We start from the raw sequence: 23,085 nt of genomic DNA, 5'->3' as shown, positions 1-23,085 counted from the left end.
GTCACACCTGGCCGGACGTCAGGGGGTGAGCGAGGTGAGCAGGGCGGTGGCGATCGCCGCCACGCCCTCGCCGCGACCGGTCAGGCCGAGACCGTCGGTCGTCGTGGCGGACAGCGAGACCGGGGCGCCGAGGACACCGCTCAGCGCGGCCTCCGCCTCCGCCCGTCGTGGCCCCACCTTCGGTCGGTTGCCGATCACCTGGACCGCGACGTTGAGGACCGCGAAGCCCGCAGCCTCGACCCGCCGCCGGGTCTCGCCGAGCAGGGCCGCCCCGCTCGCGCCGGCCCAGGCCGGCTCCGCCGTACCGAAGTTGCTGCCGAGATCGCCGAGTCCCGCCGCCGACAGCAGGGCATCGCACGCCGCGTGCGCGGCGACGTCGGCGTCGGAGTGTCCCTCGAGCCGGACGTCCTCGTCGGGCCAGGTCAGCCCGCCGAGCGCGAGCGGCGGGTCCTGCGGTCCGCGGGGGACCAGGCGGTGGACGTCGGAGCCGATGCCGATGCGCGGGTTCACGGCCCGATCATGCCCGAGCCCCCAGCCGTGGGGGAGAATCAGCCGCGTGAGGACCTCCCGCGCCTGGTGGCCGCTGGCGGGGCTGATCGCCGGAGCTGTCGGCCTGGCGGTCAGCTACGCCGGCGCAGCGCTGCTGCATGTGCGGGACTCTCCCGTCGTGGCGGTGGCCGAGAGCGTCATCGCGCTGACACCCGGCCCGGTCGCGACCTGGGCGATCGACACCTTCGGGACGTCCGACAAGAAGGTGCTCGTCCTCGGCATCGTCGGGGCCCTCGCGCTCCTGTTCGCGTGGTTCGGGCGGCTGGCGCACCGGCGGTGGTGGGCGGCGGTGGCGGGGTACGCCGTGCTCGCCGGCACCGCCGTCGTCGCAGTGCTGACCAAGCCGACCCCGGCGTTGATCGACCTCGCGCCGATCGTGGCCGGCCTGCTGTGCTGGCTGGTCGTGCTCGCCGTGCTGGCCGAGTGGCTGCGCCGCTGGGAGCTGGTCGAGGACGGCGGGGACCCGGCGGCCGAGCCGATGCACACCCGGCGCCGGTTCTTCCTCGCCGCGGGCGGGGCGGCCGCGCTCGCGCTGGGCGGCGGCCTGGTCGGGCGGATCGCGGGCAGTGCGCGCCGCCGGGCCGAGCAGAGCCGGCGACTGCTGCGGATCGAGGGGACGACCGCGCCCGCCGTCCCTGACGGGGTGGGGGTCGGCGTCGACGGCGTCTCGCCCTGGCAGACGTCGAACGACGACTTCTATCTGATCGACACCGCCATCATCAAGCCGACCATCGTGCCCGCCGACTGGGAGCTGCGCATCCACGGGATGGTCGAGCGCGAGATCCGGCTGTCGTACGCCGAGCTGGTCGGCCGCGAGATCACCCAGGACTGGATCACGCTCAACTGCGTGTCCAACGAGGTCGGCGGCGACCTGATCGGCAACGCGTGGTGGAGCGGGGTGCGGCTGGCCGCGCTGCTCGCCGAGGCCGGTCCGCTCGACGGGGCCGACGCGGTGCTGCAGACCTCCGAGGACGGCTGGACCTGCGGTACGCCGCTCGCGGCGCTGACCGACGAGCGCAACGCGATGCTCGCGGTGGCGATGAACGGCGAGCCGCTGCCGATCGAGCACGGCTTTCCCGTGCGCACGATCGTGCCGGGCCTCTACGGGTACGTGTCGGCGTGCAAGTGGGTGGTCGACATGGAGGTCACCCGGTTCGCCGACATCACGGCGTACTGGACCGACAAGGGCTGGTCCGAGCAGGGGCCGGTCAAGATCGCCTCGAAGATCCAGGTCCCCGGCGACGGCGCCGACGTACCTGCCGGGGAGGTCGTGTGCGCCGGCCTCGCCTGGCTCCAGCACACCGGGATCGCCGCCGTCGAGGTGCAGGTCGACGGCGGCCGCTGGCAGCGGGCCACCCTCGCCGCCGTCCCCAACCTCGACACCTGGGTCCAGTGGCGGGCGGTCGTCGAGGTCGAGCCCGGTGACCACGAGCTCCGGGTCCGCGCGGTCGACACCGGCGGCCGCACCCAGACCGGCGCGGTCGCCGACGTCCTCCCCGACGGCGCCACGGGCTGGCACACCATCGAGTTCAGTGCTGGTTAGGCGCGAGCGTGTCGCAGATCGTGCTCGCCGCCCGGGCCTCGCAAGCTCGGCCCGCGGGCTTCGCACGATGCGGCTTCGCCGCCGTGCGACACGCTGCCGCGCGCGCGGTCGAGTTGCGACGTGGTTGCGTCCGCATGGCGGCAAGCCCGCTCGGCCCGCGGGCTTCGCACGATGCGGCTTCGCCGCCGTGCGACACGCTGCCGCGCGCAGCTCACCAGTTGCCGGCGGGCGCGGGCGGCAGCGGGTGGGCGGCGTCGTGGATCACGTATGCCGCACCGCCGGACGCCTGGAGCCAGACCCGTTCGAGCTGGGCGCGGGAGTAGACCCGTCGCACGCCGTCGTTGCCCGGCGCCGCGGGGTCGTTGACGATCACGTCGCCGGTGGCGGTGAAGCCGACGATCACCAGCAGGTGCCCGTTGGACGAGGAGATCGGCGCTCCGGAGAGCTCGCCGCGGGCGAAGGCCAGTGAGATGACGGGCGGGATGCCGGCCTGCACGAGCAGCTCGGCGTCGGTGAGGTCGCGCAGCCGGGTCACGAACGCCTCCCCGGAGGCACCGACCCGCCGGGCGGCGTACGCGGTGTTGAACGGCCAGTTCCCGGTGCCCCGGTAGGCGTGGTCGTAGGTCAGCCGCGCCGTCGCGTCGACCCAGGGGTCGGGGTGGCCGGCGGGCACCCAGCCGTAGCTGCCGGCGCCGGGCGGCCGGCCGTAGTAGCCGAGCACCATCGCGGTCGACGTCGGCGAGCACCAGGCCTCCCCGCCTCCGCCCCACTGCGGGTAGTGGCCGGAGTGGATCATCTGGGAGTAGCGCGGCACCGCCAGCTCCACGCCGCGCGCGGCCACGGGTGCCGACGTGGGGCCCGCGGTGGCGGGCAGCCGGGAGGTCATCGCGGTGGCGAGGTCGACGCGGGGCGCCTTGCGGCCGCGCTCGTGGTGCGCCGCGATCCGGAGTCGGTACGACGCCAGGCCGGCCGTCTTCCAGGTGTCGGTGACGACCCGGGTGCCGTCGTCGGCCTGGGTGCCGCCGGAGCGGCGCTTGACGACCTTGTCCTTCGCCGCCCAACGGGCGAGCACGTCCCACGACGTCTTCGCGCCGCCGGCGGACCGGCCGCGGACCTCGATCTCGATCCAGCTCGAGCCGGGGGTGCGCGCGGACCAGGACGCGACCAGCTCGGTGAAGTCGAAGCCGGGGGAGACCCAGGGGCTCTTCCAGCGCGCGGTCTCGTAGGTCCGGCCGTACTTCGCGCGCGCCTTCGCCGGCTTCCACGGCCCGGGCACGGCGAACCGCTCCAGGTCGATCTGTCGGTCGGACACGGCCGCGGCGTTGACCGCCCGCGACTCGGTGCCTGCGGCACCGCCCGGACGGCCGAGGGCCAGGGTGAAGGCGCCCGCCACCAGGCAGGCGGCGAGAGCGAGGGACACGACGGGGTGGGGGAAGAGCCGGCGCATCGCACGACGGTATGTCACACCCGTCACTTCCGTCACACCGCCGAGGCCTGCGTCACATCGTCGCGGGGACCGTTTCCGCCCGATGCCCGACGGGAAGGGTGGCGCTCGTGCTCAGACCCGTCCGCCTGTTGTCCTCCGTCCTCTCCGCCGCTCTCCTGGCGCTCGCCCTGCTGCCGTTGACCGCCGTCCCCGCCTCGGCGCGGCCCACCGTCGTCGGCGTCGCGGTGGACGAGCAGGGCAAGCCGCTGCAGAACGTCTACTGGGACATCTACAGCCTGCAGGGCGGCCAGTGGATCGGTCTGCAGTTCGGGCCGAAGCTCACCGACGAGAACGGCCGCTTCAGCTACACCGGCGGCGAGATCGGCCTGGACATCGGTACCAAGTACCGGATCTGCTTCAGCGACACCTTCTACGGCTTCGGCGACGGCGGCGAGTGGACCGCCGACGTGCGCCACCGGGAGGCCTGCTGGCGCGCCGACGGGACCGTCTCGACCTCCGTGGACACGGCGAGCGACTGGACGGCGACGGATGGTCCCACGACGTTCACGCTGACGCTGCCCGCCGTCGGACTCGGGATGGCGCCCGTCGACCCGTTCGTCCTCGGTGCCTACGAGGTGGGCAAGCCGCTCACCGCCGTCGGGCTCGAAGGCTGGCGACCGACCACCGCCACCCTCTCCTACCAGTGGCACCGGTGGGCCACCAACACCACCCTCGAGAAGATCGCGGGCGCCACCACGTCGACCTACACCCCCACCTCCGCCGATGCCGGCAAGCGGGTGACGGTCTCGGTGACCGGCAGCCTGGGCGGCTACAAGACGGCCGTCCTGTTCGCGGACGGCAATATCGTCGGCTCGGGCCACGCCCGGCTGTCGGCGCCGCTGAAGATCACCGGCACGGCTGCGCCCGGCCAGACCCTGACGGCCACCTTCGGGCCGCCCGCCGGCAGCTACTACAGCGAGATCAGCTGGTACGTCGACGGCCGCCCGCAGGTCGGCTTCACCCGGTCGAGCACGACCAGCGCCACCTTCCCCGTGACGGCGGCGATGGCGGGTGCCGTCATCGAGGCGAGGGTGATGGTCTACCTCGACGATCCTGCCGGGAACTCCATCGACGGCAGCAGGTCCGACGGCCGGGCGATGGTCCAGGCCCAGGGCGCGCGACCGCCGCAGCCGCTCCCCGTCAAGGTTCAGCCGACCGTCGCCGCCACGCCGGTGTCCGGCGCGACCGCCGTCGGCGGCACCCTCACCGCCCCGAGCGGCCTCACCGCGGACCCGGCCGCCACGACGACGTACCAGTGGCTGCGCGGCGGTGCTCCGGTCCCCGGCGCGACCGGCGCGAACTACCAGCTGCAGCCCTCGGATGTCGGCCACCGGATCTCCGTCGCCGCCACCGTGGCCCGTCCGGGCTGGTGGAACGGCTTCCTGCGCACCTCGGCCGACTCCGACGTCGTCCAGGGCGTGTTGCCGGCCGGCCAGGTCAAGGTGAAGGGCACGGCCCGGGCCGGCGCGAAGCTCAAGGCGAAGGCGACCGGCTGGGACGGTGTCACGCTGAGCTACCGCTGGTACCGCAACGGCAAGGCCGTCAAGCCGGCCAAGAAGGCGTCCAAGGCGTCGTACCGGCTGACGAAGAAGGACCGCGGCAAGCGGATCACCGTGGTCGTCACCGCGACCAAGACGTCCTACCTGCCGGCGACCGTCACGTCGAAGGCCAAGCGGGTCAAGCGCTGAGCCCTGCGCGCGGGTCCGGTGACAATGCCTGCCGGACCCGCGCGGATCCCTAGACTGGGCGCTGTGACCATCCGGCTGTACGACACCGCGACCCGCGAAGTGCGTGACTTCGTGCCCCTCCGCGAGGGCAGGGCGGGTCTGTACGTCTGTGGGCTCACGGTCCAGAGCGAGCCCCACGTCGGGCACGTGCGGTCGGCGGTGAACTTCGACGTCCTCCAGCGCTGGCTGCGCCACCGCGGGTACGAGGTCACCTTCATCCGCAATATCACCGACATCGACGACAAGATCCTGGCGAAGGCGGCCGACCAGGGGCGGCCCTGGTACAACCTCGCCTACGCGATGAAGATCGAGCTCGACAAGGCCTACGCCGCGCTCAACGTCGCACCGCCGACGTACGAGCCGGCCGCCACGGGTCACGTCCCCGAGATGATCGAGCTGATCGAGCGGCTGATCGAGCGGGGTCACGCCTACCCGGCCGAGGACGGCAGCGGCGACGTCTACTTCGACGTCCGCTCCTGGCCGACGTACGGCGAGCTGACCCACCAGGGCGTCGACGACATGGAGCCCGCCGCCGACGCGGACCCGCGGGGGAAGAGGGATCCGCGGGACTTCGCGCTCTGGAAGGGCCGCAAGGAGTCCGAGCCGGAGACCGCGTCGTGGCCGAGCCCGTGGGGTCGCGGCCGCCCGGGCTGGCACATCGAGTGCTCCGCGATGGCCGGCAAGTACCTCGGCGAGGCCTTCGACATCCACGGCGGCGGCGTCGACCTGCGCTTCCCGCACCACGAGAACGAGCAGGCCCAGACGCGGGCGGCGGGTGGCGCCTTCGCGTCGTACTGGATGCACAACGCGTGGATCACCACCGCCGGCGAGAAGATGAGCAAGTCGCTCGGCAACACCCTCTCCATCCCCTCGGTGCTCCAGCGGGTCACCGGCGCGGAGCTGCGGTTCTACATGGTCGCCGCCCACTACCGCTCCCACGTCGAGTTCAGCTTCGAGGCGCTCGACGAGGCGGCGGCGGGCTACCAGCGGATCGTCTCCTTCCTCGACCGGGCCGGCGTCACGGAGACCGGCGAGCTGCCCGACGCGTTCGCCGCGGCGATGGACGACGACCTCGGTACGCCGGCCGCGGTGGCCGTCCTCTACGACACCGTGCGCGAGGGCAACCGCCTGCTCGCCGCCGGCGAGGACGTGAGTGCCGCCGCGGGCGCGGTTTCCGCGATGCTCGACGTGCTCGGCGTGCACCCGGCCGACCGGGCCTGGGCCGGCGCCGGTGCCTCCGGCGCCGAGGAGCGGCTCACCGCCGCCGTCGACGCCCTAGTCGCCGGCCTCCTCGACGAGCGCACGCAGGCGCGCGCCGACCAGGACTGGGCCCGCGCCGACGCGATCCGCGACCGGATCAAGGCGGCCGGCATCGAGGTCACCGACACCCCCGACGGACCTACCTGGAGCGTGAGCTGATCATGGCCGGAAACTCGAGCCGCAAGGGCGCGATCCGCAAGTCGAGCAAGAGGCCGCAGGCCGGCTCCGGCGGTCAGGTCCGCCGTGGCCTGGAAGGTCGCGGGCCGACGCCGAAGGCGACCGACCGCGAGTACCACAAGGCGCACAAGATCGCCGAGGCCAAGAAGCGCGCCGAGGCCAAGAAGGGCGGCCGCGGCGGCCCGCGCCGCAAGACCGGCGGCGACGAGTGGATCGCTGGTCGCAACCCGGTGGTCGAGGCGCTGCGCGAGCGGGTCCCCGTCAGGTCGGTCTACGTCGCCGAGGGCGCCGAGCGCGACGGCCGGCTGCGCGAGGTGTTCCGCCTCGCGGCCGAGCACGGCATCGGCCTGCTCGAGGTCAGTCGTGGCGAGCTCGACCGGCTCACCGACGGCGCCGTCCACCAAGGCCTCGCCGCCCGGATCCCGGCGTACGAGTACGCCCACCCGGACGACCTGCTCGACGCCGCCGACGAGGCCGGCGAGAAGGCGCTCGTCGTGATGCTCGACTCGATCACCGACCCGCGCAACCTCGGCGCGATCGTCCGCAGCGCCGCCGGCTTCGGCGCCCATGGTGTCGTCATCCCCGAACGCCGGGCGGCCTCGATGACTGCCGCCGCCTGGAAGACCTCGGCCGGTGCGGCCGCGCGCTGCCCGGTCGCGCAGACGGTCAACCTGACCCGACAGATCAAGGCCTTCCAGGAGGCCGGCTGCTTCGTCATCGGCCTCGCCGCCGACGGCGATCTGACCCTGCCCGAGCTCGTGGCCGACGCCGACCTGGTCGGTGGACCCCTGGTGCTGGTCGTGGGCTCGGAGGGCGAGGGCCTGTCCCGGCTGGTCGCGGAGACCTGCGACCGCCTGATGTCGATCCCGATGGCCGGCGTCCTGGAGTCGCTCAACGCCGGCGTCGCCGCGTCGGTGACCCTGTACGCCGTCGCGGAGGCCCGCGCGCGCAGGTGATCCCCACGCGCCGTCTTCTCAAGGTCCTCGCCTACGTGGGGGCCTGGGCGGTCCTGTCGGTCGCCATCGCCGCCGCGATCTTCGTCAACAGCGAGCGGACCGTCGAGATCGCCAGCCATGAGGCGACGCTCAGTCCCAACTTCTCCGGCGAGGTCGTGGCCCGGATGGGGCCGGTGCTGCCGGACCTGCGGATCCCGTCGGGCACCTGGGTCGGCGTCGAGGTCGAGCTCGGGAAGACCGACGTCGCGACGCTCGAGGAGCTGACCAGCCGGTACGCCGCGATCGCCTCCCAGCCCGAGGGCCAGATCGCCGTCGCGGAGCGGGCCGTCGTCGCGATGGCGCTCGCCGCCCTGGTGCAGGGCGCCGTGCTGGGTGCCGTACCCCTGCTGGTGTGGGCGGCCGTCGGCCGCGCCCGGCGCCACGAGCTGTATGCCGGCCTCCGCACCCGCGGCGGCATCGCCGTGGCCGGGCTCGTGATCGTCCTCGTCGTGGTCGCGGCCGTCCCCTACGGCTGGGGGCGCACCGACCCGCCGGCCGAGCACTGGCAGTCGCTGCACGACTTCCTCGGGCCCGAGGTGCCGCTGCCCGCCGAGGCGGCCGACGTCGAGGTGATGGCGGACGCGACGACCGCCCAGTCCCGGCGGTTGATCGAGAGCGGCATCAGCAGCTACCAGAAGAGCGTCGAGTTCTACTCGCAGGCCGCCGACAACGCCGCGGCGCTCGAGCTGCGCCAGCCGGAGGAGGGGGAGACCGTCGTCCTGCTGGTCTCCGACCGGCACGACAACGTCGGCATGGACAAGGTCGCCCGGGCGATCGCCGACGTCGGCGGCGCGACCGCCGTGTACGACGCCGGCGACGACACCTCCACCGGCAGTCGCTGGGAGGCGTTCTCGCTCGACTCGCTGGCCGCCGCCTTCGAGGACTTCGACGGCCGGTGGGCGGTCGCCGGCAACCACGACAGCGGCGGTTTCGTGCGCTCGCACCTCGAGGACCTCGGCTGGACCTACTTCGACGACGAGGTCATCGACGGTCCCGGTGACTCGCGGATCCTCGGGATCGACGACCCGCGCTCCAGCGGGCTGGGGGACTGGCGGGAGCAGACCGGGCTCAGCTTCGGCGAGGTGGCCGAGCTGCTGGCCGACGCCGCGTGCGCCGCCGACGAGGACGGCGACCGGGTCGACACCCTGCTCGTCCACGACGCCAATATCGCCAAGCCGGCCCTCGCCCGCGGCTGCGTCGACCTGGTGCTCGGCGGCCACGTGCACGTCCAGACCGGCCCTACGCCGGTGACCGCGGAGGACGGCCGGGTCGGCTACACCTACACCCTCGGCACGACGGGCGGTGCGGCGTACGCGATCGCGATCGGCAGCAAGCTGCGCCGGCCCGCGAGCATCGGCCTGGTCACCTACCGCGACGGCCGCCCGGTCGGCATCCAGTCGGTGACCCTGCAGCCCAACGGCCGCTACGAGGTCGACCCGTGGGCGGAGCTCACCTACTGACGACCCTGTCCGAGGGCATTGGTGACGGCTCCTCTACTGTGTCCCCCGTCATTTTCTGCGGGTGACTCGGGACCGCCCCATCTCGGAAGGAAATCCCAGCATGGCCAATCTCGGTGGTGGCCTCCTCGGCCGCATCATCGGTGGTGTCGTCAGCATCGCGGTCGCCCTCGGCGCCTACTTCATCTTCTTCAAGGGGCAGGAGAAGGTCGAGCAGGCGAAGGCTCCCAAGGTCGGCGAGTGTCTCGTCATGACCGGCTCCAGCTTCGACGCGGACCACAAGGAGGTCGACTGCGCCGACGCTGAGGCGACGTTCAAGATCGTCAGCGACAAGGGCGGTTGCGACGAGGTCGAGCTCAACTACACGATCTCGCTCGGCAACGACCGCAGCAGCGGCAACGTCGCCGACCTGTGCCTGGACCTCAACGTCGCCAAGGGCGACTGCGTCGACCTCGGCGGCATGTCGACGCCGGCCTCGAAGGTCGCCTGCTCGGAGGGCGCGACCAACACGTCGATCGTGAAGGTCGTCTCCGTCGGCAAGGCCGGCAACGAGTGCGCGAACGGCTCCCAGCCCCTGGAGAACGTCACCCGCAAGACCCTGCTCTGCCTCGGCCCGGCCGCCTGAGCCGCGTCGTACCCGGCGATCGGGCGGTGAGTTCGCGCTGAGCGCGACCCGTTCGCCGGGTACGACGGCGCGGGTCAGTTGACCGGAGGCTCCGGCAGCCGCCGAAGCGCCTCGGCGATCGAATCGTGGAGCGCTCCCAGCTGGGAGTCGATCGTGTCGAAGCGCCCGTCGTGGGTGGTCAGCTTGGCCTGGATGCCGGTGAAGAGGCCGTTGTGGGTGATCAGGCTGGCCTGGAGGTCGGCGAGCAGCTCGTAGATGCTCTCGATGTCATTCGCCCTGCTGGTCGAGCTTGCGCTCGATCTGGTGAGGGATGTGGGCCATGCCTGCTCCTGAGCCGAATCCTGGCGGGACAGTGCCGCGAGCCTACGTCGCGGCCGCCTGCGCCGGCCAGCATCGGTTCCGCACCTGTGGATGAACCCGTCACAGCCAGAGACGGCGACGGTGCCGGGCCCGAGGTGCTGCCCCGCCGGGCGGGCCCTAGGCTGTTCCCGCAATCCCCGGTTGGTCTGCCGGGCCCGACGTGCTGCCCCGCCGGGCGGGCCCTAGGCTGTTCCCGCAATCCCCGGTTGGTCTGCCGGCAGGGCCCGCCTGACTTTGAATCAGGACAAGCGACGTAGGTTCGACTCCTACCCGGGGAGCTCCAGGCCCCTCAAGGCGTGGCGCCCACCATCTGGGTGACCAGCTCGACGTGCTGACGGGCGAGGTCGGCGGCGCTGAGCCGGCCGGCGGGCCGGAACCACTTGCCGGCGTTGATGCACAGGTCGAGGATCGACTTCGCGGTGATGTCGGTGTCGGCGCCGGCGGCGGCGAGGGTGAACTCGCCGTCGGCGATCCCGCGCTGCAGACAGTCCTCGAAGAGCCGGCGGATCCGCTTCTGCTGCTCGAGGACGTCGGCGGCGCGCTCGGGCGGCAGGTGCCGCCACTCCGTCTGGCTGACCAGGCCCTCCAGTTGGCGCTCGGAGTGGAAGATCGAGATCGCGCCGACCATGGCCCGCAGTTGCGCGGTCGCGTTGTCGGCCGCGGCGCCGTGTGCGCGCAGGAGGGACTCGACGGAGTCGTTGAGGGAGCGCATGAGGATCGCGTACAGCACGTCCTCCTTGGACCCGAAGTGGTTGTACAGCGATCCGGCGGTGACGTGGCAGGCCTGCATGATCTGGCGGACCGACGTCGCCGGGTAGCCGTTCGTGAAGAAGAGCTCCGTGGCCACGTCGAGGACGCGCTGGGCGGTGTCCGTGTGGCGGGCGTCGGTCTTGGCGGTTCTCACGGCACCACCGTACCCGATATATGAACGTTTGTTGACGTAGCGCTCGCCGTCCTGGTAAACAAACGTTCATGCATTCTGTGATGCCCTTCACCCGGCAGCCCGCCGCCGTCGACCTGTGCGACGTCGTCCTGGGCCGCGAGGGCTGGCGGGCCTACCTGGGCGCCCTGCTGAGCGCCGCGCCGCGCTACGGCGTGGTCTTCGCCGCGCGCTTCGCCGCCCTGTCCGACCGCTCGCCCCGGCAGATCCGGGCGGCGCTGGCCGAGGACCTCGACGCGGCGATCGACGATCTGGCCGCGGTCGCGGCCCGCGCCTTCGATCCCGAGGCCCGGGTCGCCGAGCTCGAGGACAACGACATCGTGCAGGTGATCCACGGCGGACCGTGGCCGTGCGAGGGCGGTACGACGAACGACCACGTCGCCGGGATCGCCCGGCTCAGCGACCGTTTCGTGCCCTGGGCCGGCGTCTCGCTGGCGGACCCGGACGCCGCGGTCGCCGAGGCGACACGGGCGGTCGACGAGCTCGGCATGACGGGACTGTCGGTGATCCCCTTCCTGGACGGCGTGGATCCCGGCGACCCGGCCCTGGACGGGCTGTGGGCGCTCGCCGTCGATCGGGACCTGCCGGTCTGGATCCACAGCGGGCAGAGCTTCTCCTCCTCGCCCATGACGATCAGCAGCCCGCAGGTCATCGACGCCCTGGCGATCCGGCACCCGCGCCTGCGGATCGTGCTCGGCCACGGCGGCTGGCCCTGGGTCCTGGACGCCGTCGCCCTCCTCCAGCGCCATCCGCACGTCTACCTGGAGTTCTCCTCGCACCACCCGCGCACGATGGCCGCGGCCGGCTCCGGCTGGGAGCCGCTCTTCCTCCACGGGTCGCGGTCGGTGCGCGACCGGGTGCTCTTCGGCTCCACGAGCTGGACCCACGGCCAGGGACCGGCCGCGGTGGTCGCGTCCGCCGCCCTGCTCCCGATCACCGCCGAGGTTCGTGAGGCTTGGCTCAGCGGCAACGCGGCCCGGCTGCTGGCCCGCGACCTGGAGGCGGCCGGATGACGGACCTCGAGCAGCGTCGTGTCGTCGTCACCGGCGCGCTGGGAGGGATCGGCACCGCCCTCACCGCTCGCCTGCTCGCCGACGGCGCCCGGGTGCTGGCGGTCGACCACCCGGACGTCGTACGTCGCGACCGGGGCCCGGACGCGCCGGGCCTGCACGTCGTCGGCGTCGACCTCCGGGATCCGGCTGCCTCCCGGGAGGTCGCGCGGCACGGTGTCGAGCTGCTCGGCGGGATCGACGGCCTCGTCAACAACGCCGGGATCGAGCTGCGAGCGCCGCTGTCGGAGCATGCCGACGAGCGCTGGGACGCCGTCCTGGACGTCAACCTGGGCGCGCCCTTCCGGCTGGCCCGCGACCTGGCCGACCTGCTGGCGGCCGGCCGCTCGGCCGCGGTCGTCAACGTCTGCTCGATCGCGGTGACCGGCTTCGCCGGCCAGGTCGCCTACGACGCCAGCAAGGGCGGCCTGCTGACCCTGACCCGCTCGCTGGCTGTCGAGCTGGGCCCCCGCGGAGTCCGCGCCAACGCGGTCTGCCCGGGGTTCATCGACACGCCGATGCTCGACGAGGGCGAGCTGCGCTCGCTGGCCGAGCGCGTCGCCCGGACCCTGCCGCTGCGCCGCCTGGGGCGCCCGGCCGACGTGGCCGGCGCCGTCAGCTGGCTCCTCGGCGAGGACGCCGGCTACGTCACCGGCCAGTCACTTTTCATCGATGGAGGAATGAACCGCTCATGACCACCCTGCACGAAGAGCCCGCGCTCTCGACGTTGCGCACCCACGAGCCGAGCCCGGGGGTCCGGTGGATCGCCCTGAACCGCCCGGAGCGGCTGAACGCGATCGACCGCGCTCTCGGCGAGGAGCTGTACGCCGTGCTCGAGCGGGCGCTCGCGGACCGCGCGACACGGGTCGTGGTGATCACCGGCGAGGGCCGGTCCTTCTGCGCCGGCGACGACCTCGGCGCCGTCGAGGAGCACCTCCGCGGGGAGTACGAGCGCTCGCCGGTGATCGGTACGACGCCGGACCCGATGTACCTGCGGATCATCGAGATGCTGGTGACCAGCCGGGTCCCGGTCATCATGGCGGTCAACGGCGACGCCGCCGGTGCCGGTGCCGAGCTGGCCTGCGCGGGCGACCTCCGGATCGCGAGCTCGCGAGCCCGTCTCGGCAGCGCGCTGCTGAACGTCGCCCAGGCCGGTGGCCTGGTGATGATGTCGCGGCTCGTCGGCGCCGCGCGGGCGACCGAGATCTACCTGTCGGGCGCGCTGCTCGACGCGCACGAGGCCGAGCGCCTCGGCATCTTCACGAAGGTGGTCGCGCCCGAGGACCTCGTCGGCGCGGTCCTCGCCGAGGCGGAGCGGCTCGCCAGCGCGCCGACCGCGGCCATCGGCCTGTTCAAGGAGCTGCGCGAGCAGACGATCGGCCAGCCCGTCCAGCAGGCCCTGCGCCTGCAGAACGCCGTCCACATCCGCAACAACGCCGAGGTCGAGGACGCGCTCGAGGGCGCCACGGCCTTCATCGAGAAGCGCCGTCCGCGCTTCGTCGGGAAGTAGGGAGACACCGCCATGAGCGAGAACATCTTCGGCCGCTTCGACGGCCACGTCGTCGTCGTGACCGGCGCGGCGTCCGGCATCGGAGCCGCGTCGGCGACGCTGTTCGAGCGGGCCGGCGCCACCGTGGTGGGCCTGGACCTGCGCGAGGGTCCGGGGATCCGGGCCTGCGACGTGTCCGACCCCGCCGCGGTCGACGCCGCACTGCGTGCGGTGGTGGCCGAGCACGGCCGGCTCGACGTGGTGCACGGCAACGCGGGCATCAGCATCCCGGGTCGCCCGCACTCGATCTCCGACGACGACTACCGCCGGGTGATGGGCGTGTGCTGCGACGCGAACTTCTACCTCGTGCGCTCGGGCGTGCCGCACATGCGGGAGCGGGGCGGCGTCTTCGTGTTCACCGCCTCGATGTGCGGCGTCGGCGCGACGCCGAGGTCGTCGGTCTACAACATGGCCAAGCACGCGGTCATCGGGCTGACCCGATCGGTCGCGGTCGACTACGGCGCCCAGGGCATCCGCGCCGTGGCGATGGTCACCGGACCGACCCACACCGCGATGGCCGACGAGCTGTGGCCGGAGGACGGCGTCGCCCGCAACGGGTTCCTGAGAGCGACGCCTGCCGGACGGCTCAGCCGCCCGGAGGAGCAGGCCCGGGCGGCGGTCTTCGCGGCGCTCCCCGAGTCGTCGTACATGAACGGCGGCGTGATCACGGTCGACGGCGGCGCGACCGCCGGCTGGAACGAGATGGGCCTGGGGATGCTCCCGACGGCGGCGTCGGCGTGAGCGCCGGCTTCTGGCTCGGCGACGTCGCGACGCCGATGCGCGACGACGTGGCGCTGCAGGCCGACGTGTGGCACCACGGCGAGCCCCGTCCCGCGGTGGTCTTCCGCACGCCCTACGGCCGCCGCGCGATCACCTCCGACGTACTGCGGCCGGTCGACTGCCTCCACGGCGGGTTCGCCGCGGTCTGCCAGGACACCCGGGGCCGGTTCGGCTCGGAGGGCGACTGGGAGCCGATCATGTGGGACCAGGAGGCCCTCGACGCCTACGACACCGTGGAGTGGGTCGCCCGCCAGGAGTGGTGCGACGGCCGGGTGATCCTCGCCGGCACGTCGTACGGCGGCATCGTCTCCTTCCTGGGCGCCGCCCAGCGTCCGCCGAGCCTGGCCGGCGTGGCCGCGGCGATGGTGACCTCGGGCAGCCGCGACCTGCGGGAGCTGGGCGGGGCGATGCGGCTCGAGCAGGTCGTCAGCTGGCTGCTCTACATGGCCGCCGACTGGCTGCGTCGGCGTCCGGAGGACGCCGACGCCGAGACGGTCGCGACCCTGCACGCTCTGCTGCTCGACCCGGAGCCGGCGCTCGCGGCACTGCCGCTGGCCGACGGTCCGCTGGCGCGGCTGCGCGGCTTCCCGATCGACGTCCCCGCGCTGCTGGCCGGCCGGGTGCCGACCACCCCCGAGTGGGAGCCGGCCGCCGTCGAGGTGCCGGTGTTCGTCACGACGGGTTGGTTCGACGTCTTCGCCTCCGCCACGATCGACACGTTCCGCGACGCCGTCCGGGCCCATCCCGAGCTGGCGCACCGCCTCGTCGTCGGCCCGTGGGCGCACACCGGACCGCTGCCGCACCACACCGGCGAGCTGAACTTCGGCATCACCGCCTCCGCCGCGGCGGCGACCGTGCCCGCGCAGCAGCTGGCCTTCTTCGCGGACCCCGCGGCGGTCGCGCCGCGGCACGAGGTCAGGTACTTCCTCATGGGCGCCGACCAGTGGCACACGGCCGATGCCTGGCCGCCGCGCGCCACCCGGTCCGAGGTGCTGCACCTGGGGCGGGCCGGCGCCCTCGGTCCCGAGCCGGAGGCGGCCGGCGCCGTCGACAGCCTTGTCCACGACCCGCTCGACCCGGTGCCGAGCCGCGGCGGCCGGGTCATCCACCTCGGGCGGTCCACGCCGGGACCGCTCGACCTGAGCCGGCAGCTCGAGCGACCCGATGTGCTCGGCTACCGGACGGCGGAGCTCGACGAGCCGCTCGACGTCGTGGGCGCCGTCCACGCGGACCTGACGGTGTCGGTGAGCCAGCCGGACGCCGACCTCGTCGTCCGCCTGGTCGACGTCCGTCCCGACGGGCGGGTGTACCCCGTCGCCGAGGGCGTGGCCCGGCTGAGCCACGTGCTCGGCGGCCCCGCCGACGGCGCTCCTGCCCGGGTCCGCGTCGACCTCGGGTACGCCGCGCAGCGCTTCGGGCCGGGCCACCGGCTGGGCCTGCTCGTGACGGGCAGCGCCTTCCCCCACCTCGACCGCAACCTCAGCACCGGCGCGCCCTCGAGCACCTCCGCCGAGGCCCGCACCGTCGCCGTCGACCTCCATCTCGCGGAGTCGACGCTCTCCATCGACGTCCACCCCCAGGAAGGACAGCGCTGACATGCCGCTGTGGAAAGCCACCCGCTCCGGAGGCGTGGTCGAGCTCGTCTACGACAACCCCCCGCGGAACTTCCTCACCTTCGCCGCGCTCACCGAGCTCGGCGACCATCTCACTGCTCTCGCGGACGACCCGGACATCGCCGTCGTCGTCCTGGCCAGCGCGGACCCGGAGCGCTTCATCGCGCACGCCGACCTCGACGAGCTGACCCGGCTGGCCGACGGGCCGGTGCCGGAGGCGCGGGCGTGGTACACCACGATGCGCCTGATCGAGACCATGCCGCAGCCGGTCGTCGCCGCCATCGACGGCCAGGCATGGGGTGGGGGACTGGAGCTGTCGCTCGCCTGCACCCTGCGCTGGGCGAGCCCGCGGGCGCACTTCTCCGCGATCGAGACCGCGCTGGGCATCGTCCCCGGCGCGGGCGGCTCCCAGCGCCTGATCCGGCTGATCGGGCGCGGTCCCGCGACCGACCTCGTGATCACCGGCCTGCGGGTCGACGCCGCCCACGCCGAGCGGCTCGGGATCGTCAGCCGGGTGTTCTCCGGCGACTTCCGCGCCGAGGTGCTGGCGGCCGCGACCGACATCGCGCGGCTGCCGCGCGCCGCGGTGGCCGCGGCCAAGCGGGTCGTGCGCGAGGGCGCCGAGCTGGACCTCGCCGCCGCCCTGCGGCTGGAGGGCGGCACCTTCGGGGAACTGCTCGCGACGCCGGACTCGCTGCGTCTCCAGCGCGCCGCCCGCGAGCGGTACGCCGCGGCGCAGGCCGGTGCCCCGGTCGGCTTCTCGGGTCTCGGGGAGCCGGCATGAGCGGGCTCGCGGTCGTCACCGGGGCCAGCCGCGGCATCGGCCGCGCCGTCGCCGAGCAGCTGGCACGCGACGGCTACGACCTCGCTGTCGGCTACTTCGCCCGGGCCGACGCCGCGCAGGAGGTGGTGGCGACGGCGGAGGGACACGGGGTCCGGGCGGTGGCCTACCAGGTCGACGTGCGCTCGCCGGAGTCCTGCCAGCTGCTGGTGGCCGGGGCGCGCGCGGCGCTGGGCCCGGTGCGCGCCGTCGTGTCCAACGCGACCGGCTTCGGCGCGGAGCATCCCGGCCTCGGCACGTCGCTCGGCGTGGCCCTGGGGGTGTACCAGGAGATGTTCACCGCCCGCGTCGGTGCGCTGCTGAGCCTGGTCGACGCCGCCGGCGCCGACCTGGACGACGGCGGTCGGATCGTCGCGGTGACGAGCACCGGTACCCACCGGCACGTGCCGGGCTATGCGCCCATCGCGGCGTCCATGGCCGCGGTGGAGAGCGTCGTGCGCTACCTGGCCGCCGAGCTCGGGCCGCGCGGCATCACGGCCAACACCGCGGTCGGCGGCGTCGTCGACACCGACGCCCTCGCCGAGATCACGAGCGATCCCGAGCGCCTCAAGGAGGCGGTGCGGCGCGCGACGCCCCTGGGCCGGGTCGGGCGCGCGGGCGACCTCGCGGCGGTCGTCGGCTTCCTGTGCAGCGCGTCCGCCGGCTGGGTGACCGGCCAGTCCCTGATCGCCGACGGGGGCAACGCACTGCGCTGACCGCACGACGGCTCGGGCCGGATCCGACAGACCCCAGCGCGCCGAGCGCTGTCAAGGAAGGAAGACACATGAGGAAGCTCATGACACTCAAGCGGACGGGCGTGGCGCTGGTCACCGCCCTCACCCTCGCCCTCACCGCCTGCGGCGGCGACGGCGACAGCGCCGGAGGGGACCGGCGACTCGACGTCGCCGTACCGGCCGACGCGTCCTCGCTGGACCCGATCCTCGGCAGTGCCGGAGGCGACCACGTGATGCTCTACCCGATCTACGAGACGCTGGTCGGCTTCGACGCCGACATGGTGCCGCAGCCCGGCCTGGTGGAGTCCTGGTCGCAGGCGAGCCCGAAGGAGCTGACCCTCACCCTGCGCGACGGGCTGACCTTCCACGACGGCACCGCCCTGGACGCGGAGGCGGTCCGGTTCAACCTCGAGCGTGCCCGCGGCGAGGGCTCGAACGTCGCGGTCGACCTCGCCTCGGTCACCGCGATCCGCGTGGACGACCCGCTCACCGTCACCCTCGAGCTGGCCGAGCCGGACGCCTCGCTGCTCATGGTGCTCGCGGACCGGGCCGGCATGATGGTCTCGCCGGCCGCCGTCGAGAAGAGCGACGGCGACGTCAGCGACAACCCGGTCGGCGCGGGCCCGTGGTCGATCGTGAAGTGGAACCGCGGCCAGTTCCTGCGCGTCGAGCGGTTCGACGACTACTGGGACGCCGACGCCACCCGGGTGCCCGAGCTCCAGTTCAACGTGGTCGCCGATCCGACCACCCGGGCCACCTCGCTGCGCTCCGGCAAGCAGGACGTCGCCCTCGGCTACGCCCCCTCCGACGCCGCCGAGCTGGACGGGAAGTCGGAGGTCCAGCTGGTCCGGACGCCGCGGCTGTGGGTCGACGAGGTGTACTTCGACCTCGGCTCGGCGGAGCTGAAGGACGTGCGCGTACGCCGGGCGCTGAATCTCGCCATCGACCGCGAGACCATCGTGAAGAGCGCCTACTTCGGGCTGGGCAGCCCGGCCTCGACCCTGTTCCCCGGCAGCTACTGGGCGGCGAACGAGGAGCTGGCCTACGACTTCGACCCGGACCAGGCCCGGGCGCTGCTGGCCGAGGCCGGCGCGTCGGACCTGTCCTTCGACATGCTGCTCAGCGCTGACGCCGGCACCGTGCGGATGGGTGAGATCCTCCAGCAGCAGTGGGCCGACGTCGGTGTCACGGTCAACCTGAAGCCGCTGGAGGGCGTCCAGGCGGTCAACGCCTACTTCGTCGACCACGCGGAGCCCGCGCTGCTCTCCGCCTTCACCGGCCGTCCCGACCCGAAGATGGCCTTCGACGTGCTCTTCTCGGACAGCAGCTTCTACAACGTGTCCGGCCTGGCGACCCCGGGTCTCGCGGAGGCGCTGGAGACGACCGACGCGTCGCTCGAGGGCGACCAGCGGGCACCCGGCTTCCATGAGGCCGCGACCGCGATCTTCGAGAACGCGTCGTTCCTCCCGATCTCCTTCCCCGACAACCTGATCGCGCTGGGCGAGGACGTCTCCGGCTTCGAGGACAACCTCCTCGGCAAGCCGAAGTTCCTCGGCGTCTCGCTGGACTGACCAGAGCGACAAGACCGACAAGCAGGTGCTGACATGAGTGGAGCGTTGCTCAGCGTCGATCGTCTCGACGTCTTCTTCGGTGCGTACGGAACGCAGGTCCAGGCGCTGCACGGCGTCTCCTTCGACGTGGCGCCGGGAGAGGTCGTCGGCCTGGTCGGCGAGAGTGGGAGCGGCAAGACCGTCACCTCGCTGGCGCTCATGGGCCTCCTGGACCCGCGCACGGCGCGGGTCCAGGGGGAGGCGCGACTGCACGGCGAACCGCTGTGGGACGCCACGGGCCGTCTGCGTCCGCACGCGGAGGTCCCGATGGCGATGGTCTTCCAGGAGCCGATGACGGCGCTGGACCCCGTCTTCCGGATCGGCCACCAGCTCGTGGAGACGCTGCGGCGCCGCCAGGGCCTGAACCGGCGGCAGGCCACCGCGCGTGCCGCCGAGCTGCTCGACCAGGTCGGGATCCCCGACCCGCGGGCCCGGCTGCGGGCCTACCCGCACGAGCTCTCGGGCGGCATGCGGCAGCGAGTGGTGATCGCGCTGGCGCTGGCCTGCTCGCCCCGGCTGCTCATCGCGGACGAGCCGACCACCGCGGTGGACGCGACGATCCAGGCCCAGCTGCTCGAGCTCATCACGGGCCTGGCCCGCGACGAGGGGATGGGGGTGGTGTTCGTGACCCACGACCTCGGTGTGGTCGCCCAGATGTGCCACCGCATGATCACCATGTACGCCGGCCGCGTGATCGAGTCCGGCGCGGTGGGGGAGGTCCTCGCCCGGCCGCTCCACCCCTACACCTCGGGCCTGCTCGCCGCCCTGCCCGACCCCCGGCACCGCGGCGGTCGGCTGCCGACCATCCCGGGCGCCGTACCGGCCCCGGGGCGGACCGCCGAGGGCTGTGTCTTCGCCGAGCGCTGCGCGCACACGCGGCCCGCGTGCGGTGCGACCCCCGAACTGCGCCCGGTGACCGGCGGTCGAGAGGTCCGGTGCGCCCGCGCCGAGGACCTGCAGCTGGCAGGGAGCGGGTCATGAACGTGCTGATGCGACTCGACGACGTCTCGGTGCGCTTCCCGGTCGGGCGGCGACGCAGCGTCTCGGCCGTCGACGGGGTGAGCCTGGACATCGTCGCGGGCCAGACGCTCGGCCTGATCGGCGAGAGCGGTTCGGGCAAGTCGACCCTGGCACGCGCCATGCTGGGCCTGGTCCCCGCCGCCGCGGGTTCGGTCTCCTGGCAGGGCGAGGAGGTGGCCCGGATGTCCCGGCAGCGCCGTCGCGACTTCACCGCCGAGGTGCAGATGGTGTTCCAGGACCCGCACAGCGCGCTCGACCCGCGCCGACGGGTGCACCAGAGCGTCCGCGAGCCGCTCGACGTCCTCGGCCGCGGCGCCCGCGCCGAGCGCGACGACCTGGTCCGGGCGGCACTGGCCGACGTCGGACTGCCCGCCCACCTGCACGACCGCTATCCCCACCAGCTCAGCGGTGGCCAGAAGCAGCGGGTCAATATCGCCCGGGCCCTGGTGACCCGGCCGCGGATGCTCGTGTGCGACGAGTCCGTCGCCGCGCTGGACGTGGCGCTGCAGGCGGAGATCCTCAACCTGCTCGGCGACCTGAAGGACGAGTACGACCTGACCGTCGTGTTCATCAGCCACGACCTCGGCGTGGTCGGCCACATCGCCGACCGGGTGGCCGTGATGTACCTCGGCCGGCTGGTGGAGACGGCCGCGGCCGACGTCCTGCTGGACGCGCCGCGCCACCCCTACACCGAGGCCCTGCTCTCCGCACGCCCCGACGTGCACGCGCCGGGGGCCGGCGATCGGATCATCCTGCGCGGGGACGTGCCCAGCCCGCTGGCCCCACCCTCGGGGTGCCGCTTCCATCCCCGGTGCCTGCACGCCACCGCCGCCTGCGCGACGGAGACGCCGGTGCTCCTCCCCGTCGCGGACGGCGGTACGTCGGCCTGTCTGCGGGTCGCGGAGCTCTACGGCCCGCGCCCGGCCGACGCGACGAGGAGTGGTACCCGATGAGGATCGCCTCCGCGGTCGCGTCCCGGCTGGTCTGGACCGTGCCCACCCTGCTGCTGGCCACGCTGGTCGCCTTCCTGCTGCAACAGCTGATCCCCGGCGACCAGGCGGTGGCCCTGGCCGGCGAGTACGCGACGGACGAGAAGCTCGCGGCCATCCGCGCCGACCTGGGCCTCGACCAGCCGGTGCTGACCCGCTACCTCGACTGGATCGGCGGCGTCGTCACCGGCGACCTCGGGACGTCGTACCGCACCGGACAGCCGGTCACCGAGATCGTGCTCGACCGGCTCCCGGTGACCCTGGTGCTGACCCTCTTCGCGCTGCTCGTCGCGATCGTCATCGGCATCCCCAGCGGCGTCGCCGCCGCGCAGCGGCCCGGCAGCTGGGTCGACCGGCTGTTCACCACCGCGGCGACCGCGGGCATCGCGATCCCGAACTTCTGGCTGGGCATGATGCTGATCGCCGTCTTCGCCCTGCAGCTCGGCTGGCTGCCCGGACCGGGCGGCGTGGACTTCGCCGACGACCCCGGCAACGCGCTGCGCGCCCTCGTCCTCCCCGCGATCGCCCTGGGCATGGTCGGCTCGGCCGAGATCTGCCGGCAGGTCCGCTCCGCGATGATCGAGAGCCTCGGCTCCGACTACGTGCGGACCCTGCGGGCGACCGGCCTGTCCCGCTGGTCCATCGTGTGGCGGCACGCCCTGAAGAACTCGAGCCTGCCGCTGGCGACGATCCTGGGGATCCAGGTGTCCCACCTCGTCGGCGGCGCCGTGGTGGTCGAGGCCGTCTTCGGCCTGTCGGGCATCGGGTCCCTCGTCGTGGAGGCGACGAACCAGCGCGACTACGTCGTCATCCAGGCGGTGGTGCTGCTGGCCGCGGTGATCGTGCTGGTCACCAACCTGGTCGTCGACATCTCCTACCGTCTCCTGGACCCGAGGATCTCCTGATGTGGACGACGCTCAGCAAGCCCGCCCGCACCGCACCGCGCACCTCGGCGGTGATCTGGCTCAGCTACGGCATCCTCGCCGTGGTCGCGGTCGTCGTGGTCCTGGCCGACGTCCTGGCACCCCACGCGCCGAACCACCAGGACCTCACCTCGGTGCTCCTCGGCCCCAGCACGGAGCACCCCCTGGGCACCGACGACCTCGGCCGCGACGTCCTCAGCCGACTGCTGCACGGCACCCGGGTCTCGATCCTCGCGGCCCTGCTGGCCGTCGGGATCGCGCTGGTCGTCGGCTTCCCCCTCGGGGTCCTCGCCGGGTACGTCGGCGGGTGGCCCGACGCGATCCTGATGCGGCTGCTCGACACGGTGATGGCCTTCCCCGCCCTCGTCCTCGCCATCGGCATCACCGCGATGCTGGGGCCCGACATCACGACGGCGATGGTCGCCGTGGGTGTCGTGCTGACCCCGGTGGTGGTGCGCCTGACCCGCGCCCAGACCATGGCCGTGGCCGGCCAGACCTACATCGAGGCGGCGTCGTCGTTCGGTGCCCGCGGTGTGCGGCGGATGATCCTGCCGCATGTCGTGCCGAACGTGGTCCAGCCGATCGTCGCGCAGCTCGCGGTGCTGATGGGCTTCGCCCTGATCGCCGAGGCCAGTCTGAGCTTCCTGCAGCTCGGCGTCCAGCCGCCCACGGCGTCGTGGGGCACCATCCTGGCGCGCTCCTACACCTTCCTCGAGCGCGCGCCGATGAGCATCTTCGTCCCGGGCGCCGCGATCGCGCTGACCGTCTTCGCCCTCAACATCGTGGGCGAGGAGGTCCAGCGGCTCCTCGACCCGCGCCGCCGGTGACCGCGACGTGCGCGCCGCCCACCCGACCTGCATCATCGACAACGAACGACGG

General features: G+C 73.2%; 21 protein-coding genes and 1 tRNA gene. 19 read left to right on the top strand and 3 right to left on the bottom strand.

The window, feature by feature from the left end; all coding sequences use genetic code 11:
• Positions 1-18: 18 nt before the first annotated feature.
• Positions 19-510 (bottom strand): 2-C-methyl-D-erythritol 2,4-cyclodiphosphate synthase, encoded by a 492-nt coding sequence (gene ispF / locus RB608_RS04320; RefSeq protein WP_308086573.1) that lies wholly within the window; start codon positions 508-510, stop codon positions 19-21.
• 46 nt (positions 511-556) lie between these two features.
• On the opposite strand from ispF, the gene RB608_RS04315 reads away from it, so the two are divergent.
• Positions 557-2,092, top strand: a complete 1,536-nt coding sequence (locus RB608_RS04315; protein ID WP_308086572.1) for a molybdopterin-dependent oxidoreductase — start codon at positions 557-559, stop codon at positions 2,090-2,092.
• 211 nt (positions 2,093-2,303) lie between these two features.
• Here RB608_RS04315 and RB608_RS04310 read toward each other — a convergent pair whose 3' ends face one another.
• Positions 2,304-3,539 (bottom strand): peptidase C39 family protein, encoded by a 1,236-nt coding sequence (locus RB608_RS04310; protein WP_308086571.1) that lies wholly within the window; start codon positions 3,537-3,539, stop codon positions 2,304-2,306.
• 107 nt (positions 3,540-3,646) lie between these two features.
• Between RB608_RS04310 and RB608_RS04305 the strand changes: the two genes are divergently transcribed.
• The 6 genes from RB608_RS04305 (at position 3,647) to RB608_RS04280 (ending at position 10,457) form a co-directional block, all read left to right on the top strand.
• Entirely contained in the window at positions 3,647-5,266 is a 1,620-nt protein-coding gene (locus RB608_RS04305) for a hypothetical protein (protein ID WP_308086570.1), read from the top strand.
• A gap of 24 nt (positions 5,267-5,290) precedes the next feature.
• A complete protein-coding gene (gene cysS, locus RB608_RS04300) occupies positions 5,291-6,724 on the top strand; it encodes a cysteine--tRNA ligase (RefSeq protein ID WP_308086569.1) in 1,434 nt (477 codons plus the stop codon).
• 2 nt (positions 6,725-6,726) lie between these two features.
• Positions 6,727-7,698, top strand: coding sequence for a 23S rRNA (guanosine(2251)-2'-O)-methyltransferase RlmB (gene rlmB / locus RB608_RS04295; RefSeq protein WP_308086568.1), 972 nt, complete (start codon positions 6,727-6,729; stop codon positions 7,696-7,698).
• Positions 7,695-9,197 (top strand): metallophosphoesterase, encoded by a 1,503-nt coding sequence (locus RB608_RS04290; protein ID WP_308086567.1) that lies wholly within the window; start codon positions 7,695-7,697, stop codon positions 9,195-9,197. Before rlmB ends, RB608_RS04290 begins: the two co-directional genes overlap by 4 nt.
• Positions 9,198-9,297: 100 nt before the next feature.
• Complete coding sequence (locus RB608_RS04285) at positions 9,298-9,819, top strand: hypothetical protein (RefSeq protein WP_308086566.1); 522 nt, start codon at positions 9,298-9,300, stop codon at positions 9,817-9,819.
• A 559-nt stretch (positions 9,820-10,378) separates the two neighbouring features.
• A tRNA-Gln gene (locus RB608_RS04280) sits at positions 10,379-10,457 on the top strand.
• Positions 10,458-10,468: 11 nt separating this feature from the next.
• On the opposite strand, the gene RB608_RS04275 is transcribed toward RB608_RS04280, so the two are convergent.
• Positions 10,469-11,083, bottom strand: coding sequence for a TetR/AcrR family transcriptional regulator (locus RB608_RS04275; protein ID WP_308086565.1), 615 nt, complete (start codon positions 11,081-11,083; stop codon positions 10,469-10,471).
• 68 nt (positions 11,084-11,151) lie between these two features.
• Between RB608_RS04275 and RB608_RS04270 the strand changes: the two genes are divergently transcribed.
• From RB608_RS04270 to RB608_RS04215, 12 genes are all read left to right on the top strand, one after another.
• On the top strand, positions 11,152-12,132 hold the full coding sequence (locus RB608_RS04270) for an amidohydrolase family protein (RefSeq protein WP_308086564.1): 981 nt from the start codon (positions 11,152-11,154) through the stop codon (positions 12,130-12,132).
• Complete coding sequence (locus RB608_RS04265; protein ID WP_308086563.1) at positions 12,129-12,863, top strand: SDR family NAD(P)-dependent oxidoreductase; 735 nt, start codon at positions 12,129-12,131, stop codon at positions 12,861-12,863. The genes RB608_RS04270 and RB608_RS04265 overlap by 4 nt, the downstream gene beginning before the upstream one ends.
• A complete protein-coding gene (locus tag RB608_RS04260; RefSeq protein WP_308086562.1) occupies positions 12,860-13,678 on the top strand; it encodes an enoyl-CoA hydratase-related protein in 819 nt (272 codons plus the stop codon). The genes RB608_RS04265 and RB608_RS04260 overlap by 4 nt, the downstream gene beginning before the upstream one ends.
• Before the next feature lie 12 nt (positions 13,679-13,690).
• Positions 13,691-14,458, top strand: coding sequence for an SDR family oxidoreductase (locus RB608_RS04255; protein ID WP_308086561.1), 768 nt, complete (start codon positions 13,691-13,693; stop codon positions 14,456-14,458).
• On the top strand, positions 14,455-16,092 hold the full coding sequence (locus RB608_RS04250) for a CocE/NonD family hydrolase (protein ID WP_308086560.1): 1,638 nt from the start codon (positions 14,455-14,457) through the stop codon (positions 16,090-16,092). The genes RB608_RS04255 and RB608_RS04250 overlap by 4 nt, the downstream gene beginning before the upstream one ends.
• A 1-nt stretch (position 16,093) precedes the next feature.
• A complete protein-coding gene (locus RB608_RS04245; RefSeq protein ID WP_308086559.1) occupies positions 16,094-16,894 on the top strand; it encodes an enoyl-CoA hydratase/isomerase family protein in 801 nt (266 codons plus the stop codon).
• A complete protein-coding gene (locus tag RB608_RS04240) occupies positions 16,891-17,646 on the top strand; it encodes an SDR family oxidoreductase (protein WP_308086558.1) in 756 nt (251 codons plus the stop codon). The genes RB608_RS04245 and RB608_RS04240 overlap by 4 nt, the downstream gene beginning before the upstream one ends.
• A gap of 68 nt (positions 17,647-17,714) precedes the next feature.
• Positions 17,715-19,235 carry an ABC transporter substrate-binding protein gene (locus tag RB608_RS04235; RefSeq protein ID WP_308086557.1) on the top strand — a complete coding sequence of 507 codons (1,521 nt, stop codon included), beginning with the start codon at positions 17,715-17,717 and terminating at the stop codon, positions 19,233-19,235.
• 33 nt (positions 19,236-19,268) lie between these two features.
• Positions 19,269-20,255: an ABC transporter ATP-binding protein gene (locus tag RB608_RS04230; RefSeq protein ID WP_308086556.1), complete on the top strand. Its 987-nt coding sequence runs from the start codon at positions 19,269-19,271 to the stop codon at positions 20,253-20,255.
• Positions 20,252-21,247 (top strand): ABC transporter ATP-binding protein, encoded by a 996-nt coding sequence (locus RB608_RS04225; protein ID WP_308086555.1) that lies wholly within the window; start codon positions 20,252-20,254, stop codon positions 21,245-21,247. Before RB608_RS04230 ends, RB608_RS04225 begins: the two co-directional genes overlap by 4 nt.
• Positions 21,244-22,188 (top strand): ABC transporter permease, encoded by a 945-nt coding sequence (locus RB608_RS04220; protein WP_308086554.1) that lies wholly within the window; start codon positions 21,244-21,246, stop codon positions 22,186-22,188. Before RB608_RS04225 ends, RB608_RS04220 begins: the two co-directional genes overlap by 4 nt.
• On the top strand, positions 22,188-23,033 hold the full coding sequence (locus tag RB608_RS04215) for an ABC transporter permease (protein ID WP_308086553.1): 846 nt from the start codon (positions 22,188-22,190) through the stop codon (positions 23,031-23,033). Before RB608_RS04220 ends, RB608_RS04215 begins: the two co-directional genes overlap by 1 nt.
• The last annotated feature ends 52 nt before the right edge of the window (positions 23,034-23,085 follow it).

The organism is Nocardioides sp. LHD-245 (assembly GCF_030929495.1).
In the GTDB taxonomy this organism is placed as follows: Bacteria; Actinomycetota; Actinomycetes; order Propionibacteriales; family Nocardioidaceae; genus Nocardioides.
The sequence above is the reverse complement of the archived record's forward strand: the minus strand, read 5'-3'. Positions and strand labels throughout refer to the sequence as shown.